Origin of the sequence: Bradyrhizobium sp. C-145 (assembly GCF_023375135.1) — a bacterium.
GTDB classification, from domain to species: domain Bacteria; phylum Pseudomonadota; class Alphaproteobacteria; order Rhizobiales; family Xanthobacteraceae; genus Bradyrhizobium; species Bradyrhizobium zhanjiangense.
In genome coordinates, this window is the sequence record NZ_CP088150.1 from 691406 (window position 1) to 708805 (window position 17400).

A 17400-nucleotide genomic window follows, 5' to 3' on the forward strand; every position below is an offset into this window, starting at 1 on the left:
CCCTCCGCATCCGGCCGCCCTTGCCCTTGCTACCCCAGGTCTCGCCGACGGGCAGGGTTGCAGCGCAGCGCTGCGCTCCAACCTGAATCCAAAGGAGAACGACCGTGAACATCATGACCTTGCCCGAACAACCTGCTCCCAGCGGCTTCCGCGTAGACATATCGCGCGGCCAGCGAATTGGCCGGGTGTCGTCAGAATGGTTTGCTCGACCCGATGACGAGCGTTATCTCGACCTACCGGACCTCTATACAGCGGTGCGAGGACGTGCCGAGCGCGCGCAGGCGCGGACGGTTGAAAGCAGGTCCATCCGGGTCGAAGCGAGCCGGGACAATTCGGAGCGCTTGGCCCTGATGGTGCCGGGACGGGACGAGCCAGTTGCACCGACCCATTGGAGCTTTGGCCAATTGTGCACGCTCGTCGGAGCCCCGACCTCCTACTTGCGGCAACTCCCGGCCCCATTGTCAGCCATCAACCTGCAGCATGGTCTGCTATCGCATCGCGCAGAGCTCATCAAAACGTTGGAAGCGGATAGCGGGCGCATCGAACTCCGCGCCGTGACCGGCCCGGATTACGGTCGCATTTGGGATCATGAGCTTGTCGCCGCCGTCATGAAGATCGCAGGCAACGGCACTGGCGACACCCGTTGGAAGGTGCCGGGCGTTCTGGATTGGTCGACCATGACACACAATCCCTTTGTGGAGGTCACGAAGGACAACACGACGCTCTACGCCAGCGATCGGGACGTGTTCCTGTTTCTGGTCGACGATACCAATCCGATCGAGGCTGGACGGCTGCCGGATGGATCGCCGGATCTGTATTTCCGGGGCTTTTATTGCTGGAACAGTGAAGTTGGCAGCAAGACGCTAGGCATCGCCAGCTTCTATCTGCGCGCCGTCTGCATGAACCGCAATCTCTGGGGCGTGGAGAATTTTGAGCAGATTACCATCCGTCATTCGAAGTTCGCCGCTCAGCGCTTTGCGCACGAGGCTGCGCCCGCGTTGACACGCTTTGCCAATTCCTCGGCTGCGCCCTTCGTTGCCGGCATCAAGGCGGCTCGCGAGCGGATCGTTGCTCGGACGGACGAGGACCGAGAAGCATTCTTGCGCAAGAACGGATTCACCAAATCCGAGACCTCGAAAGTCATCGAAACCGTTCTTGGCGAGGAAAACCGTAAGCCCGAAAGTATCTTCGATTTCGTGCAGGGAATCACCGCATTCGCTCGGGCCAAGCCCCACCAAGATGTTCGCCTCGAGTTCGAAGGCAAAGCAAAGCGAATGATGGAGCGAGCTGTCTAAGATCATTGGCCGCGTAACTGGAGTTACGCAGCCTCACAATCTGGAAGAATTCGCGCCGCCGATCCAGCAAGCCGGACCGGCGGCGATGACGCGTGTCCGCGTCGCGAGCTCGCCGGGCCTCACGGCCCGGCTCGCGAAACTCAACGGTCTAACACCTGTCATGTTTCGCACTCTTGCAGAGCCGGTCGTCCAAATCGCAAAAGTTAGAAACTTGAGCGTTGCGACTGTACACGAATCCGACTCGGTAAGCGGTTGACTCGGAAGTTTGACGATGACTCGCTTGCTTGATCGTGAGCCGATCGTCAGGTCGTCTTCCACCGAAGATCCGACCGTCCTCGCGCAGCACAAGACCGCGCTCAAACCGCATCTTGGCCGCTTGCGGTGGCTCGACCATGAGGCCGGATCGTTGTCGCCAGCCGTCAGCTCCAGGTTCGCTTGCGCCCTGTGACGGACATTCGGCTTGCATTCGAAACGTTGAAGACGATCATGATGTTAGACTTTCGGGTTCGCTACTAAAGCGACCCTCACTCACTTACGCGGGCAAGAGTTCGCGGCGGAGTGCGATAGTTGCGTGCTGATGGCATATGGGCGATGCCTTCGGCCCGCGCTCTACTCGTCGCTCCGCTCCTCACCGAGCCACCCTATGGGTGTCTCGGCCCTTCGGGTAACGATCGCTATCGCACATGCTCGCAAACAGTGGGGGCTTCGCAAGTCAACCGCCAAGTTGCGGGGGCTCTTTCGCAATGAATCCGGCGACCCGGATGCGCCCAACAGAGCTCCGCCACTGGCGGATGAGACCTGATCCAGATCCACGACGACGGAACACACGTTATCTTGCTTGTGGCCACGCCCTGCCAGCGAACCAACACCGGCAGCAGAGAGTCCGCTGTTCGTTCGAGCGCAACAAAGTGCAACAAAGCGCAAGGTTGCGAAAAGCTGCTATCACACCTGTGCATCATTTTGCGCCGGAGCGACCGCAGTTGGGCCGAATGACAGGATGCGGACATTGCGGGAGTTGCAGATTTTCCGGGAAGATGGCCGATCGCGGGGGGCGTTGTCGAGTGGTTCGATCACCGCGGTTCGGCAGACAGCGGTGGCACCGCAGCAATTCCGCTTTGCGTGTCGCGCGACATCAGCCGGTTGGTCGCCGGAGCGAAGATGCGCTACGCTGCGCATCCTCTGCAATGAAATCGGATGTCAGGAGCGGTTGTTGCTGCCTTGGTTTGGTCCTGATCGAGCTCAGCAGCGTTGCGACCGCAATCAGCACCAGGATGCCGACGAAACTGAGTGCGATCTGCATTGCAAGCTCATCTGAGATGTTGGCCAGCGCTATGTGGCTGGCAAGCGCCAGCAGAACACCGAGGCAATAGATTGCCAGGGAGTTCTCGCCGCAGCGGATCGCCCCCCGCATCACTGGCGTCGTCAGCCCTCCCCAATTGCGAGGCACGAGCCATACCGCCAAAATCGCAAGGGCAATAAAATGCAGCAATCGCAAAGGATCGAGATCCGATTTGTCCATTAGGTAAAGCAGCTTTGCCAGGGTTTGTGGGACCAGAACTTCCGGTGGTTTGATGCTCAAACCCAATGAGATAGTCAGGCTAAAAGCCAGATAGAGAACGGCAAGTACAAGCGCCGTGCGTGAGGTCATCCACGGCCAGAACCTCTTGCCCTCTGTGATACACCACGCACCAAGCACAACCAGCAACTGCCAGGCCAGCGGATTGAAGAACCAAGCGTTGTTCGGCCACGCCGGAACGGTCCAGCCGAAGACGTGCACCAACGCATAAAGCAACAACGAGGCGCCGAGCGTTACGTTCGGCACTCGCAGCAGCAGCCACAACAGTGGCGCGAACAAAAGATGGAAAACCACGAAGAGCGGCAAGACGTCGGTGTTGACGGGACGGTATTGCAGGATTGCCGCATGCGCGAGCGTCGCTCCCGGATGTTCCAAGAGAATGCGCGTATTGGTCTCGTCGGCAAGCCGGCCGCCGCCGGCGAGGTAAACCAGGATGACGCAAGCAAGAGTGAGCAGCAGAAATGCGGCATAAATGTCCCAGCTTCGCCACAGCGTACGGCCGAGCACGCCGGTCCAGCCGCCGCGCGCATGCGCCTTGCCGTAGGCCAGCGCGCAGGTCACACCCGAGACGAACATGAACACTTCCGCGCTATCGCTGAAGCCGTAATTCCGCAACGTCAGCCAGCTTCCGATGTTGTTGGGGATATGGTTCAGAAAGATGCACCAGAGCGCGATGCCGCGGCAAACATCGATGCGCAGGTCGCGGCCCGGCTCTTTCAGCTCCGGCAGCGCGCTCGCCCGTGGCTTCGCAGGTGTCGTGAGCAGCTCAGGTTCGAGCTGCAGAGGCCGACCGCGCAACACCTTGGCATTGCGTTCACTCTCCGCCAGCGTTCGGCAAATATCAGTGTTCGGCGCGGCCCTACCGCGATGCTTGTCAAGGTCGACAGGCGCGTCACGCCATCGCATCGGCTCCCGGGCATCGGAAAGATCGATCGAACTGATCGTCACCATCTCGACGGAAGGGCTGCGGGGCGGCACCGCGGGCACCATCATCATGGTGGCGACGGGCCGAAAGGACGGAAATGACAAGCCTTCCGTCGACTCTTCGTCGGTAATAACCTCATATGAGCCCGCCGGTAATAGTCGTTCAACGCTTGCGATCCGGAATGGGTGCTTGAACACCACCATTTCGCGCCGCGATCGGGTCATCGCCATGATCATTCTCGCAAATTGGCCACGACGTGCCGCCGTAACCGCTAGCACAGGGGCGATGTCGCCGGGTGCAAGCGCCATTCAGCTCTTCGGGCGAATGCGTTCCGATTGAAAACTCAATTGGCCTCCACGGTGCGTGGAAAGCGCTGAAGCTATTCTTCTTTTTTTACGCTTCATCCCGCTGGAGTACAGCTCCGCGCCAGCGCCACAATCGAACACTACGCGACGGTGCGCTCTTTATGCCCGAATAGCTATCTTTTTCTATTACTCGAGTCATCCACCAAACCCAGTCGTGAGTGGCAGCCCCACTTACTGATTCCAATCGGCTCGCGCTCTCCGAAGTGTATGAAAATTGGGCTCGTGCGCGGCATGCCGGCCTGTGGCATGATGTAGCGTTCAACCGTTTGGCCGCACTGCACGACGAAACACGGGGTCTCGATCCGGAGCCGTCACGCCTGAAGATCACCCTGATCGGCGCGAGACTGGCGCAAATTGACGCCCTGCCGTTTTTAATACCGACCTCGGTGGGTAACGCGATGAGTAAGCCCCGAAGCGGAAGTTATTCATTAGGTGCTGGAACGGAAATGGCGTAGCGTGTTGGCTTGGTCGAGCGGATTGCTTGTCCGAGAGCTGCCCGAAAAACGGCGACGCACCGAAGTCTCCGCTTCCATCAAATGGCAGCCCAGTGCCGTCGGTAGGCACACATCATCCTGAAAATTGATGTTCGAATTGCATCACGATGCGAGGCAGTGCCTGCGTGCGTTGGGCGACCAATTAGCAAGCAAGAAAGGAGAAGACCCATGAAAATGAGCATCGCAGTTGTTTTTAGCGCGTTGTCGTTTGGAGAAAAAAAGTTGGCGAAGTACGCTCACGTCGCCACTACCACGTGGCTCGGCCGTTCCGTTCTCATCAAAGGGGCGCACATCCTCGAAAGAATTGGGCTTGCCATGGTTGGAGGGGCGGGCGGCCTGTACGTGGCCGTAGGACTGATGCGCATGGAAAACGAGTTGTTTCGAAACGAATGGATGGTGTTGTTAATGATGCTTTACGGGGCCTTTGGCTTCTATGTGGGCATCGATATGCCTAGCCGTCTTGCGCAGACAGTAAAATTCACACGACCGGGAGAATGGAGCTTCGACACCGATGCGGCGGCGATGGCCAGCGCGGCCGGAACTTTCTTTGCCGCGATCGCGGTGTTTCTGTCCGTTGGCATCATTGTTCTTGACCACACCATGCGGGATGGATTCAGCGTTCTGGTGGGATGCTGTTGGGCGATTGGCACTTCGTTTCAAATTGCTGCCGGCGCCATAGGCCGCAGCAAGGTCATCGTCGAGGATGGTTAGTGAGGACCAAGATGTGGGGTAAAGATAAATCAATGTCCCTTTGGACGCCCGAGAAGCTAGGCGAAAAAGCTAAGGCAGACGCTGAGAACGACAACTACAATCCACCGCATTCATGGTGGCCCGGCCGATACAGCGTTGGTACCGAAGCCCGCGACAGGTACGATAGAGCTTTTAATCTTCATCACAGCGACGAGGACGAGTACTAGGCCGCCTCAGGCGGCCTCTTTCATTTCGGCCGGCAAGCCCCGAAGCCTGCGGCTCCAGAAGCCGCGCTCCCTCAGACAAACTTGCACCTTGCAATAGTTGAGCGCGAGACGTGGGGACAGCAGTTAAAGTGTTCACGATCAGTTGTCCCAATTCCCGTCCTTGAATGAACCCTTTTGCAGGAGTGGTCAATTTTATACAGACAGCTTTGATTTAACCTGTGCCTAGTTCGCCGCATTGCCGGTCTCAAGGTATATATTGACGATCAGCTCGACGCCCCAGCGCCCGGCTTTTTGTATGGGTGATACGGGCCTGTTTTCGGGCTTAGTTTGCCTGTGGCCGTAATGGTTAATAAATGACTCGCGCTTGCGACTGTCCTGGCGCACAGTCTCGCCATCACCGCACGGCCCCGGCATTCATCGGTGACTGAGAGTATTGCGCTCCCGCCTTCTGCAAACAAACGAGAAGCGCCATGCAGCGACGTAGCTTCAAACATATGCTGTCATTCCCGGACCGCCTGGAACAGGAAGGCAGGTCGCTGAAACACCGGGCTCACAAAATCCGGCGCGGCAAAGAGCGCGAGATGCTCTTGAGGAAGGCCAGCCAACTCGAAACGGCTGTCCAAATCAACGAGTGGCTTTCATCCCCAAACCTGCAAGCGTCGAAGTAATGTGTGCAAATACCGCGCCTACGTGCTCGCAAGCAGCAAAAAGCTAGTCACGTGAATCTAAAGTTCGCCACATAAAGTCTGCTGAGTTTTGTGGCAGAAGCGTTTGATCGAAGCCAGAATCTGATCTGCGGACTTGGTCCATTTGAAGGGCTTTGGGTTCTTGTTGTGCAGGTCGATGAAGGTACGGATGTCGGCCTCGAGCTGCCTGACGGAGGTGTGAACACCTCGCTGGATCTGCTTTCTGGTGAGTTCAGCGAACCAACGCTCGACCTGATTGATCCATGACGCGGAAGTTGGTGTGAAGTGGACATGATAGTGCGGCCGGCGAGCGAGCCATGCTTTGATCCTGGGCGTCTTGTGGGTGGCGTAGTTGTCCATGACGATATGGACATCGAGGCCTTCAGGGACCTGGGCATCGATCTCTTTTAAAAACTTCAAGAATTCGACTGCCCTGTGCCGCTTGTAGCATTTGCCGATGACGAACCCCGAGGCGACGTCGAGCGCGGCAAACAGCGAGGTTGTACCGTGCCGCACATAGCTGTGCGTGCGCCGTTCCGGCACGCCAGGCATCATCGGCAAGACCGGCTGCTCGCGATCGAGCGCTTGAATCTGGCTCTTCTCATCGATGCTGAGGATGAGCGCACGGTTCGGTGGGGATAGATAAAGGCCGACGATATCGCGCACCTTGTCGACGAACAGCGGATCGCTCGACAGCTTGAATGTCTGGCTACGGTGCGGCTGCAAGCCGAACGCCGACCACATTTGGCGGATCGTGGTGTGGGAAAACCCAGTTTCCGCCGCCATCGAGCGGATCGACCAGTGCGTCGCGTCGGCCGGCGTCGTCCGCAGCGTCCGCTCGATCACGGCGGCAACCTGATCGTCATTGATGGTGCGAGGGCGGCCAGGTCGCGCTTCGTCAAGCAGCCCATCACAGCGATCCTTCAAAAACCGGCGACGCCACTTACCAACGGTATGCTCATGGAGACCGAGTTCGGCAGCTACGGACTTGCTGGGCAAGCCATCCGCACACCGCAGGATCGCACGGCATCGCTCAGATAGCGACCGGGCTACGCGATGACGACGAACTTGCCTCTCCAAGTACGTCCGCTCCTGCGCACTCAGCACTAACGGCGCGATCGGCCGGCCTCGCTCACCTGTATTCGCCACTCGCACTCTCCTCTGTAGAGATTCGAGCTATCAACTAATGTGACGAACTTGCGTTCCAGATGACTAGGTTGTCTTCGTAGACGATTGGCAACTGAGGCCGATTCCGCAATGATGGCAACGCTAACCCGCCTCTGGGAAAAAGAGACGGAAAGATGTGCGATCGCCATCCAGAAGGAAATAGACAAAGGCAATGCTCAACCAAGGGAAGTAAGGCCGCCCCAATTGGCGACCTCTTTGTCATCATCAAAAACCGTGCTTTCAGCGGGAATAGCTAGAGTAGAAAGACCCTCAGAATGATAACTGCCGCACAGTGCCAGGTCCTCGCGAACGAATATAAAGGTCTTTCGCTGGAACGGGGTATCGCCCAGGACCGCGCCGCCATGCTGAAAAACATCGCGCGAAGCTTTAGCGGTCTGGCGACCCAGCTTGATCGATTGGCAGCTCATACGAGAGACGCAGGCGGATAAGGCCACCTCAGTTGGCGGCGGGTCTCATGTCCGCCTTTAACCCGAACCTAAAGATAGCTCGGCTTTTGCGCCGCTAGGGTATTAGACGACATCGAAGGCAGCTAGTTCAACTGTTCTACTAATCCAGCATGAGCGGCAATTGGTCACCGTTCACTTCCGACCAAGCTAATCCCGAAACGGAAATGCCGAGGAGCCGGATAGACTTCGGCGCCATGAGTTGCTTCAAGGGGTCGAGATCCAGACTTGCGAGATTTTGCGAGGTGCTGATGGCGGCCACTGATCTGCTGCGCGTGATCAGTTCGAAGTCGGAAGACTTCACCTTTAGTGGCGCCGTCCGACCCCGGGTACCGGTGGACTTGCAGTGGTGCCGGACAGCGAGACCTTGTCGATGAGCGGCTGCAGCTCTTTCGCCAGAGCGCCGTAGTCGTTCAGATTCTGCGAAAACGTGCTCTCGGCCCCGACGGACCGACGGACTTTCGTATTCGATTTGGCGCGGACGGGACACTCGTCGAGGCCACGCGAAATCCAATAGTAGCGCGCGAAATCGGCGGACCATCCGGGCCACGCGCGAGAGCCGCCGGGATTCCCCAGCGGCTCGCGCGTTGCGTAGCGATGTGGTGCGACGCGCAGCGTCGCTTGGTGGGCTTGGTGGAACGTTGCGATGCGCCGAGGCGCGCCGCGTTGCCTACCGCGATGTCGATAAGTCCTACGCGTCTCATCGACCAGCCTGATATGGCTGGTCGAGAGGCGACTTCAAGACAGTGCTGCTGCCGTAAGTCACCATCTCTTTCGACCTCGCCGAAAAAGCCGCCACTGCTGGAACGGGATGTAACAAAACCTGTAGCGGTCGGCTTTGGCGCTCACGACGGCCGCACGGTGACTACCACGGTTGAACGGGATGACGGCCGCAGGATCACGCGCAAGGAGCGCCGCTGCGACTAAACGGCGAGCAACACAGAAGGTGCCGACTCGTCTCTTCCGGTTCTTGTAGTTTTCCGCCGTCGCGTTTTTTGGTGCGGGACCGGGATCATCTTACTTCTTGCCGAGCCCCTTCGCCTGCTTCTGTAAGGCGACAGCATCGGTGAGAATTTTCTTGATACTCTCCGGCAGCGCATCGCGCGTTCGCTTGCCATCCTCGCTGAGCTGCACCTCGAATGCCTCGATCCAGCTATCGATCAAGGTGTCAACGTCGCTGACGTGCTCTTTCATCTGCTCGACAAGCTCAAACGCTTGATCGCGTTCGGCCCGCATTTCGGCGGCGCGCCGCTCGGCCTCCTTCAACGCATCCTCAAGCTCTCGGATGCGATCCGGCTCAGGTTTCTCTTGTGGCATGTAATGGGCTTTCTCCCCGGAGAGGCGTCAGGTCCGCCGATGCGGGGGCTCTTTGCGTCAAGAAATTTGTGTCCATGACATTCTCCCAAGAGAGATGATGATCGGGTGCAGTCTCGGTTCTACTCTGCCGCTACCCTGGTGTCAGCCCAGCCGCGGTTTTTCAGGTGATCAGATCATCAGACGACCACATCGAAGGGCCGACGTTTCGCTATTCGTCGAGTGTCTTCGCTGATCAGGCCGGCAGGTGCGAAATCGGTTCAAAAATTTGCGGCGACCAGATCGTAAGAGCCCCTGCTGCCGCGGACGTAGACCTTGGCAGCGGCGACACATATCAAGTCACGATTGGAATCGAACGCGTGCAGAAAACCTGACTCATCGTGACCAGCATCTGGTTGAATTCGCTTCAGCGCATCTTCGTTTATGAAAAACGATGCCTCAATAGCGCTGTCGTGTCCCCAAAATCGCACGGCACGCCGCGTACGGTCATACGAACGACTGTGATTTGGAAACTCAATCATGGTTGAGGCCGATCAGTTGTCGGTACACAAGACTCGTGCTTACTGGCCATAGCTTATCCTGTCCCGCGACGCACACGTCGAAATAGTGTGGAGGCGATGCCAAAGCTTGGCGCGAAGGGGAGTGAGGAGCGATCTGGTTGCGCCAATCTTCAAGTGGCTACGCTGGAAGCGGATTACAACCCCGCTCGTTCCTGTCACAGCAAATAGTTGCGCCTGGCCTCGTTATTCTGCGGATGGGCACTATATCTCAGACATCACCGCGCGCTCCTCGGCTATTATCGGTGACTGAGAGCATTGTGCTCCCGCCGCGACCAAGAGGCGGTTACTATGTCAGATATCTCCAAATTTAGCGTTCGCGAGTGGCTGGTGCCTCCGGTACTGCTGCCGATCTTTTTTGCGCTGCTGATCGCTGCTGCGATGCTTATTCAGTGGTAGTTTCCGCCGGTCGGCGCCGCCAGCGTAAGCCAGCGGCTCATTCGGGCCAATGAAACGAGCCCCATCGTCGTTCGCTTCCGAGCTGAATGTCAGAGCGGCAGACGCTGTGGATAGAACTCGCAAGATGCCGCCGGGACACGAGCGCGTGGAGGCGCTGCAAAAGGCAACGATCCTAGAGGACGCTGGTATCGCTCCGGCGAGGACCGCCTTGCGCGGTATGATGAAGGATGAAGACATAGGCGTATGACGTTGGGGAGCGCTAATTGTTTATTTGGAGAGGTGAGCAATATTGACCAGCGGAGCAGGAACCCGAGTTCCATTCTGGTTCCAGATATCTACCGGTGACTGTCACGCCTGTTACGCGCCCGCACCATCTATGGTGTTGATGTCATGCCGTCACTTCAGTGCGAAGAGACAATCAAGTCCGCTCCAGCATCTCGCAACTTGTTCAATTGCGCCGCCAGATGCTCCGGTTTGCTCGGTCGCTCCCGCCCGGACCTGAGCGGAATGAACGCCGACAAATCGCGTGCGGACGTCTATGGCGAAGTCAAAAATTTGCAAAACAAGAACAGAGGGCCGACCGGCCATAGGATTCGATCTTTTTGTCGCATCCGTCTGCCCGAATTTCTCCTGGCCGAATCGCGAGATCGATAAGATGAGCAATGAATCCGCCACCGGTGAGGAGCGTACGGAACGCAAGCGCCGACTGACCGGAGGACCGACCGAATTGCGCCAAGGGCGCCTCGGCCAGCCGAGGAGAGGGTGGTTCAGATGATGATGCCAGTGAAAGCCGAGGCGCCACCTCTGCCCGTCTTCGTGCTGGAGATCGATGGTCAGCCAATACTGGCGTTCAGGGCCGCGACATTTCGCCAGGCCAGAGAACTCGGCAAGGAGCGCTGGCTGCAAGAGGACTTGAAGCGAATGACGTCCGGGCACAGGCCGCTTTGGGATGGGAAGTCGCCGATTAGGGTGCGTCGCGCCGAGCCAGCAGAAGAAGTCTATTACATTGACGCGAAAACGGAGAACGCTGCGGGCGATTTGCATTTGGTCTATCTGGTTCGGCGCGACGATGAAACGGAGACAACTGGTCCCGTCACTCGTGGATCATTTCCGCCCCGGAGATGAGCTCGAACTGACACCTTATCGGTGGACTGGGTCAGATTGGTTGACGAGCGAACCGCGACCTGTGCAGTGATGGATCCTTCAAACGACCTCCTCAGTTAGTTGCCGAGGGCCCCGAGGAAACTCTCGCGCCACGCCGTAATGCTGTTGCGACGCAGTACCGCCATCATGGCCCGCCAACGCGCGCATCTCTCCTCACGTGTCATCCTCAGCGCTGTCTGCAATGCTTCGGCGACGGCGTCGGGATCATACGGGTTGGCGATCACGGCAGCGTCGAGTTCGTAGGCCGCGCCCGCGAACGGCGAGAGGATGAGCACGCCCGGGTCATCGGGGTTTTGTGCAGCGACATACTCCTTGGCAACCAGGTTCATTCCGTCGCGCAGCGGAGTGACAAGAGCGACACGGCTGAGCCGAAAGAAGCCAGCGAGCGAGCGCTGGGAAAAGCTCCTGTTCAAATACTGGATTGGCGCCCAATCGAGTTCCGCGTAGCGACCGGCCACGTCGCCCGCCAGCGCACCGAGCCTCTGCCGCAGCGCACGGTATTCAGGAACGTCGCTGCGCGTTGCGGTGGCGATCTGCAGCAAGCGGACATGGTTGCGGTACGCGGGATAACCGTCGAGGAAGGCGGCGAACGCTTTGAACCGGTGCTCGAGACCCTTACTGTAATCCAGCCGGTCCACCCCAATGATGAGCTGGCGCCCCCGGAGACTCTCCTGCAGCCGGCGTGCCGTTCGGGATTTCACGGCGCCACTGGCCATTTCGGCGATGGCTTCAGTATCGATACCAATCGGGAAGGCGCCGGCGCGTAGATCCCGATCGAAAGCGTGAACGTGGCCATCGGACGAAATCGTGCCGCCTGCACGGCGAAAGATGGCGTCATGGAAGGCGGTCAAATCCTCCACTGTCTGGAATCCGACGAGATCGTAAGCGCACAATGATTTCAGCAAGTCGCCGTAGTGGGGAAGGGTCGCCAGCACCCCCAAAGACGGAAACGGCGTATGCAAGAAGAACCCGATTCGTTGTGTGCCCCCGGCGCGGCGAAGTTCCGCGGCCATCGGGATCAAGTGATAGTCATGCACCCAGACAAGGTCACTCGGCCTGAGTAAGGGCGCGAGGGCGTCGGCGAGTAGGGCATTCACCCGTCGATAGGCAGCCAAGTCCCGGCGGGTAAAGTTCATGAGATCAAGCCGATAGTGGAATAGAGGCCACAGCGCCGCATTGGAGAAGCCGCTGTAGTAGCCGTCATGGTCCGCGCGAGTAAGATCGACGGTGGCGTACGTCACTCCCTTGGTCTCGAAAACGTTCGGCTGTGGTGCTGTTTCTCCTAGCTTGCCACTCCACCCAAACCATAGGCCTCCAGCCTGGTGCAGAGCGTCGACGAGGCCGGTCACAAGCCCCCCGCTGCGCTGCGCAGCTTCTCCCGGCAAGGCGACACGGTTGGAGACGATGACCAGGCGGCTCAAGCGGGTTCCCTCCGCGCTGTCGGGGCTGCGTCAAACCGAGCCGCTAAAAGATCTCGGCCAACACGGCAGTCGCAAATGATCGAGCGGTGACATCCGCCGGAGCCACATTCGCATCGGTCCTCACGCGAAAATCCACAAGTCCTTCTACCGTAACCGATGGTGCCGTCATCAGGCATTCTGGGCGCTGAGGTCGGGCGCGATGCATGGATATTGCGCGGCAAGATCAAGGCGTTACTTGTAGAACATATAGATCTTCTCGCGGTAAATATAGGATACTTTGCCGACAAGCTGGATTGCTGGGCGCCGTCTAAAACTGATCTTCGCCAGGATTTCGACGGCAGACGCCCCGGGTGTGCCTCTCGATCTCAGCCAGTGCGGCGTCGAGCGAGGCGTGCGGCCCTTGCTGTATGCCGGCCATAGTTTCCGATGCGTGGCCTTCCGGATGGATCATGAACTGACGGGGAGCGCTTGCCGTGATGCGCCCCATCGAGCGGCCGAGCAGGTCCGTCAGCTGCCAAACCGTGCCTCCCTCTGCCGGTGTAACGATCACATCCATGGTGAACCTTGAGCCTGTACGCCGCGCGGACAAACCGTTGCAATAACCGATGGGCGAACTACCGAGTTCCGCGGCCGCGGCATTCTCGGTACTGGAAGGATTGCCGCTTCGGATCGACCCGCGATCCAGCGAATGGCGCTTAATGCCGATATGTGCGACTATATGGAATGGTCAAAAAGAAAGGTCGAAGGCCAACGTCGGGAGAAGCAATGGCAACCGCTCTCGACCGTTGGGACGAGGAAGGCGGAGCGCAGGAGCTGGCGTGGCCTTCACCCTATGAAGCCAGCGATTTGCGGGATGTGGAGCGCAGAGTCCTGGAATGCCTGGGTGCCGCCCTTGTCAGCGAATGGAATGATCTGCCTACTGACGTCCAGCGCAGGCTCTTCGAGCAGGCGGCCTCGGGCAAATCGCACGACGCCACCCTGTTGAAGACGCGGATCGCCCGTTTCCTGCACGATCATAAAGACGCTTCGCGTGTGCGCTGACACTACCTTGGCCGATTCGTTCACGCCGTTGCTTTTCGCTGACCCGTCTTCTGCAGTATGGGTATCGCGGATCTGATGGCCGAAGAATGAGAGCGACGATGGTGGAAGCGTGGCCGGTAGGCTGGGCTGAAGTGGTGGCCATCGATTCTTTTTTCCGCCCCGTCTTGGCAATGCGGCAGTGCTGCAAGAAGGCGTAAGCAATCATCGTCATAAGAGCGTGACGGTGAGGACCGTGCCAGGACCGTCCCTCGAAGTGATCGAGACCGAATTCCTCTTTCAACTGTAGATGCGCTTGCTCGCAGATCCATCGCGTCTTGACGTTTGCAGCCAATCGCCGCAGGTCTATCTCGGATAGCAATTCTTCTCTCCGAGTCGCGATGCTCGCCGATTGCCAACTCGCATTTTTTCACTTGGCATCAGCAAGCATCTCGTCCGCCGGCATCGACAACAAATCCGCGATGTGTATTGCCTGTATTTGGTGACTTCGCAGCCATCTCATGATAAAGAGATAGCTAATCTCGGCACAAAGAGCACTGTAATCGGATTGCTTCACGATAGCGCCGATGCAAAGCTGTCTCTGAAGGATAGCCGATCATGACCATGCGCTCCCGACGCGAAACGGTCACCTTCAAGCATCCCTTCCGGATCAAGGGCATTGACCGCCTGCTGCCTCCGGGCGCCTACGAGGTCATCACCGATGAGGAGATGATCGAAGGATTGTCGTTCGCGTCGTTTCGCCGGGTTGCCACTATGATCACGGTGCCGGCGGCGCCGCCGCGCACTTCAACGATGGAGAGGATTTCCATCAATTCCGGTCGATTTGGCTGACGCTCAGCGCATTGATGCCGACGCGCCTCGTGAGTGACGAGCCACTCGATCTCGACAAGCACCGCTGAGTGGCTGCACAAGAAGCGACCGACGTCCGGCGTATTCTGGCGCATGTCGAGAGCAACGCAAAGCCCCTGCGCGATGGGAAGCTTTCTTAAATCTGATGACGCGGCGTCAAACGACTTTCGCACCACACAGCTGGCCTTCACCGGATCCTTAGCCGCCGCGGTCTTGGCAGCTATTTCGTGATGCTCTGAGCAAAATATCGTTTCGGGACGGGCTTGTACGTCCCCTTGCGGCGGCTTATGTGCTGTTAGCACTCGCTGGCCACGACTGCCATTTCGTCCAAAGCAACAACAACGAGAAAGCAGGAGGACAGCATGAAATTCCGTCCGCTTCACGACCGCGTTGTGGTCAAGCGTATCGAAGCCGAAGAGAAGACCGCTGGCGGCATCATAATTCCGGACACTGCTAAGGAGAAACCCTCGCAGGGCGAGATCACGGCGGTTGGCCCAGGCGGCCGCGACGAATCCGGCAAGCTGATTCCCATCGATCTCAAGGTTGGCGACCGCGTCCTGTTCGGCAAGTGGTCAGGCACGGAGATCAAGCTCGATGGTCAGGAACTACTGATCATGAAGGAAAGCGACATTATGGGCGTTCTCACCGAGCTGACCGCCGCCAAGAAGAAGGTCGCCTAAGCGCCAGTCTGTTTTCCTTATCCTAAGCAGCCAGCGTCTCGAAGGAGAAGGATAAGGCCCGGAAGTTGAAATCCCGCCCCTTAAGAGCTTGCCGAGTCGCGCGGTCTTTCGGATTTGACAGTTGAAAACGGAGATCATTATGTCGGCCAAAGAAGTCAAGTTCGGCGTCGATGCCCGCGACAGGATGTTGCGCGGTGTCGAAATTCTCAACAATGCAGTTAAGGTCACGCTCGGTCCCAAGGGCCGGAACGTCGTGCTCGACAAGTCGTTCGGCGCCCCCCGCATCACCAAAGACGGCGTCACCGTCGCCAAGGAGATCGAGCTCGAGGACAAGTTCGAGAACATGGGCGCGCAGATGGTGCGAGAAGTTGCCTCCAAGTCGGCAGATGCAGCCGGGGATGGCACCACCACCGCGACCGTGCTCGCGGCTGCGATCGTGCGCGAAGGCGCGAAGGCGGTTGCCGCCGGTATGAACCCGATGGACCTGAAGCGCGGTATCGACCTCGCGGTCGACGCCGTCGTCGCGGACCTCGTGAAGAACTCCAAGAAGGTCACCTCGAACGAGGAGATCGCCCAGGTCGGCACCATCTCGGCCAATGGCGACGCAGAGATCGGTAAGTTCCTCTCCGACGCCATGAAGAAGGTCGGCAACGAAGGCGTCATTACGGTTGAGGAAGCCAAGTCGCTCGAGACCGAACTCGAGGTCGTCGAAGGGATGCAATTCGACCGCGGCTACATCTCCCCCTACTTCGTCACCAACGCCGACAAGATGCGCGTCGAAATGGAAGATACCTACGTCCTCATCAATGAAAAGAAGCTGTCTCACTTGAATGAATTGCTTCCGCTGCTGGAAGCCGTGGTCCAGAGTGGCAAGCCGCTTGTGATTATCGCGGAAGACGTCGAAGGCGAAGCGCTTGCGACCCTGGTCGTGAACCGTCTGCGCGGCGGTCTGAAGGTCGCGGCCGTGAAGGCGCCGGGCTTCGGCGATCGCCGCAAGGCCATGCTGCAGGACATCGCGATCCTGACTGGCGGCCAGGCGATCTCGGAAGACCTCGGCATCAAGCTCGAGAACGTCACGCTCAACATGCTCGGTCGCGCCAAGAAGGTGATGATCGACAAGGAGAACACCACCATCGTCAGCGGCGCCGGCAAGAAGGCCGACATCGAGGCGCGGGTGGCGCAGATCAAGGCGCAGATCGAGGAGACCACCTCGGACTATGACCGTGAGAAGCTGCAGGAGCGTCTCGCCAAACTCGCGGGCGGCGTCGCGGTGATCCGCGTCGGCGGCGCGACCGAGGTCGAGGTGAAGGAGCGCAAGGACCGCGTTGATGACGCGATGCATGCGACCCGCGCGGCCGTCGAGGAAGGCATCCTGCCGGGCGGCGGCGTCGCCCTGCTGCGTGCTTCCGAGCATCTCAAGGGGCTACGCACCAAGAACGATGACCAGAAGACCGGCGTCGAGATCGTGCGCAAGGCGCTATCCTATCCGGCGCGCCAGATCGCGATCAACGCTGGCGAGGACGGCTCCGTCATCGTCGGCAAGATCCTGGAGAAGGATCAGTATGGCTACGGCTTTGACTCCCAGTCCGGTGAGTACGGCAACCTGGTCACCAAGGGCATCATCGACCCGACCAAGGTCGTTCGTGTGGCGATTCAGAACGCGGCTTCTGTTGCGGCGCTCCTGATCACTACCGAAGCCATGGTGGCCGAATTGCCAAAGAAAAACGCCGGCGGTGGCGGCATGCCTCAAGGTGGCGGCATGGGTGGTATGGATTTTTAAGTCGAGCTCGTTTAGAGCTCAACAATAACGAAGGCCCGGCAGAGATGCCGGGCCTTTATTGCAGGAACTGGCAAGAAAGCGGCCGCTGGGAAGCGTCGTGAATTCTGCTCATACTGAAGATCCCTTCACTGTCCAACTTTGTTGACCCAAGACGGACGCACGCCGGTCCAGACTGGAAGAGCATCCCACTCCGAGCAGCGCATCCGGCGCTCCTCACCTCCGACGCTCACAAAAACAAAGGGCGCGTCGTCCCGGCCTGTTTTCGAGCCAACGAATATTGCCGGAACGCCGTAGGCATCCCTGATGATT

General features: G+C 58.6%; 15 protein-coding genes and 2 pseudogenes. 8 read left to right on the forward strand and 9 right to left on the reverse strand.

The window, feature by feature from the left end; all coding sequences use genetic code 11:
- Window positions 1-113: 113 nt before the first annotated feature.
- A complete protein-coding gene (locus LRP30_RS03140; RefSeq protein WP_249761687.1) occupies window positions 114-1295 on the forward strand; it encodes a DUF932 domain-containing protein in 1182 nt (393 codons plus the stop codon).
- A gap of 1132 nt (window positions 1296-2427) precedes the next feature.
- Here LRP30_RS03140 and LRP30_RS03145 read toward each other — a convergent pair.
- Window positions 2428-4026: an OpgC domain-containing protein gene (locus LRP30_RS03145; protein ID WP_249759326.1), complete on the reverse strand. Its 1599-nt coding sequence runs from the start codon at window positions 4024-4026 to the stop codon at window positions 2428-2430.
- Window positions 4027-4823: 797 nt separating this feature from the next.
- On the opposite strand from LRP30_RS03145, the gene LRP30_RS03150 reads away from it, so the two are divergent.
- Both LRP30_RS03150 and LRP30_RS03155 read left to right on the forward strand, forming a co-directional pair.
- Complete coding sequence (locus LRP30_RS03150; protein ID WP_249759327.1) at window positions 4824-5366, forward strand: hypothetical protein; 543 nt, start codon at window positions 4824-4826, stop codon at window positions 5364-5366.
- Between the two features lie 676 nt (window positions 5367-6042).
- The gene (locus LRP30_RS03155) at window positions 6043-6240 is read left to right on the forward strand and encodes a hypothetical protein (protein ID WP_249759328.1); all 198 of its coding nucleotides are present in this window, start codon (window positions 6043-6045) and stop codon (window positions 6238-6240) included.
- Between the two features lie 57 nt (window positions 6241-6297).
- On the opposite strand, the gene LRP30_RS03160 is transcribed toward LRP30_RS03155, so the two are convergent.
- From LRP30_RS03160 to LRP30_RS03180, 5 genes are all read right to left on the reverse strand, one after another.
- The gene (locus tag LRP30_RS03160) at window positions 6298-7407 is read right to left on the reverse strand and encodes an IS630 family transposase (protein WP_249759329.1); all 1110 of its coding nucleotides are present in this window, start codon (window positions 7405-7407) and stop codon (window positions 6298-6300) included.
- Window positions 7408-7601: 194 nt separating this feature from the next.
- Window positions 7602-7853 (reverse strand): hypothetical protein, encoded by a 252-nt coding sequence (locus LRP30_RS03165; RefSeq protein WP_249759330.1) that lies wholly within the window; start codon window positions 7851-7853, stop codon window positions 7602-7604.
- Between the two features lie 139 nt (window positions 7854-7992).
- Window positions 7993-8193: a hypothetical protein gene (locus tag LRP30_RS45200; RefSeq protein WP_346016203.1), complete on the reverse strand. Its 201-nt coding sequence runs from the start codon at window positions 8191-8193 to the stop codon at window positions 7993-7995.
- Between the two features lie 713 nt (window positions 8194-8906).
- Window positions 8907-9155, reverse strand: a complete 249-nt coding sequence (locus LRP30_RS03175) for a hypothetical protein (protein ID WP_249759332.1) — start codon at window positions 9153-9155, stop codon at window positions 8907-8909.
- 308 nt (window positions 9156-9463) lie between these two features.
- A complete protein-coding gene (locus LRP30_RS03180) occupies window positions 9464-9724 on the reverse strand; it encodes a DUF1488 domain-containing protein (protein WP_249759333.1) in 261 nt (86 codons plus the stop codon).
- A gap of 1206 nt (window positions 9725-10930) precedes the next feature.
- Here LRP30_RS03180 and LRP30_RS03185 point away from each other — a divergent pair.
- Window positions 10931-11284, forward strand: coding sequence for a hypothetical protein (locus tag LRP30_RS03185; RefSeq protein ID WP_249759334.1), 354 nt, complete (start codon window positions 10931-10933; stop codon window positions 11282-11284).
- Between the two features lie 95 nt (window positions 11285-11379).
- Here the strand turns inward: LRP30_RS03185 and LRP30_RS03190 are convergent, their stop codons facing one another.
- Complete coding sequence (locus LRP30_RS03190; RefSeq protein WP_249759335.1) at window positions 11380-12744, reverse strand: trehalose-6-phosphate synthase; 1365 nt, start codon at window positions 12742-12744, stop codon at window positions 11380-11382.
- 307 nt (window positions 12745-13051) lie between these two features.
- Window positions 13052-13300 carry a hypothetical protein gene (locus LRP30_RS03195; protein ID WP_249759336.1) on the reverse strand — a complete coding sequence of 83 codons (249 nt, stop codon included), beginning with the start codon at window positions 13298-13300 and terminating at the stop codon, window positions 13052-13054.
- Between the two features lie 209 nt (window positions 13301-13509).
- On the opposite strand from LRP30_RS03195, the gene LRP30_RS03200 reads away from it, so the two are divergent.
- Window positions 13510-13785 carry a hypothetical protein gene (locus LRP30_RS03200; RefSeq protein WP_249759337.1) on the forward strand — a complete coding sequence of 92 codons (276 nt, stop codon included), beginning with the start codon at window positions 13510-13512 and terminating at the stop codon, window positions 13783-13785.
- 20 nt (window positions 13786-13805) lie between these two features.
- Here LRP30_RS03200 and LRP30_RS03205 read toward each other — a convergent pair.
- Window positions 13806-14239, reverse strand: a pseudogene (locus tag LRP30_RS03205) (IS701 family transposase); the annotation flags it as partial.
- A gap of 140 nt (window positions 14240-14379) precedes the next feature.
- On the opposite strand from LRP30_RS03205, the pseudogene LRP30_RS03210 reads away from it, so the two are divergent.
- The 3 genes and pseudogenes from LRP30_RS03210 to groL all read left to right on the forward strand — a co-directional run bounded on the left by LRP30_RS03210 (window position 14380) and on the right by groL (window position 17091).
- A pseudogene (locus tag LRP30_RS03210) lies at window positions 14380-14650 on the forward strand (hypothetical protein).
- A gap of 343 nt (window positions 14651-14993) precedes the next feature.
- A complete protein-coding gene (locus LRP30_RS03215; RefSeq protein WP_249759338.1) occupies window positions 14994-15311 on the forward strand; it encodes a co-chaperone GroES in 318 nt (105 codons plus the stop codon).
- Between the two features lie 139 nt (window positions 15312-15450).
- Window positions 15451-17091 (forward strand): chaperonin GroEL, encoded by a 1641-nt coding sequence (groL, locus tag LRP30_RS03220; protein WP_249759339.1) that lies wholly within the window; start codon window positions 15451-15453, stop codon window positions 17089-17091.
- Window positions 17092-17400: the final 309 nt, after the last annotated feature.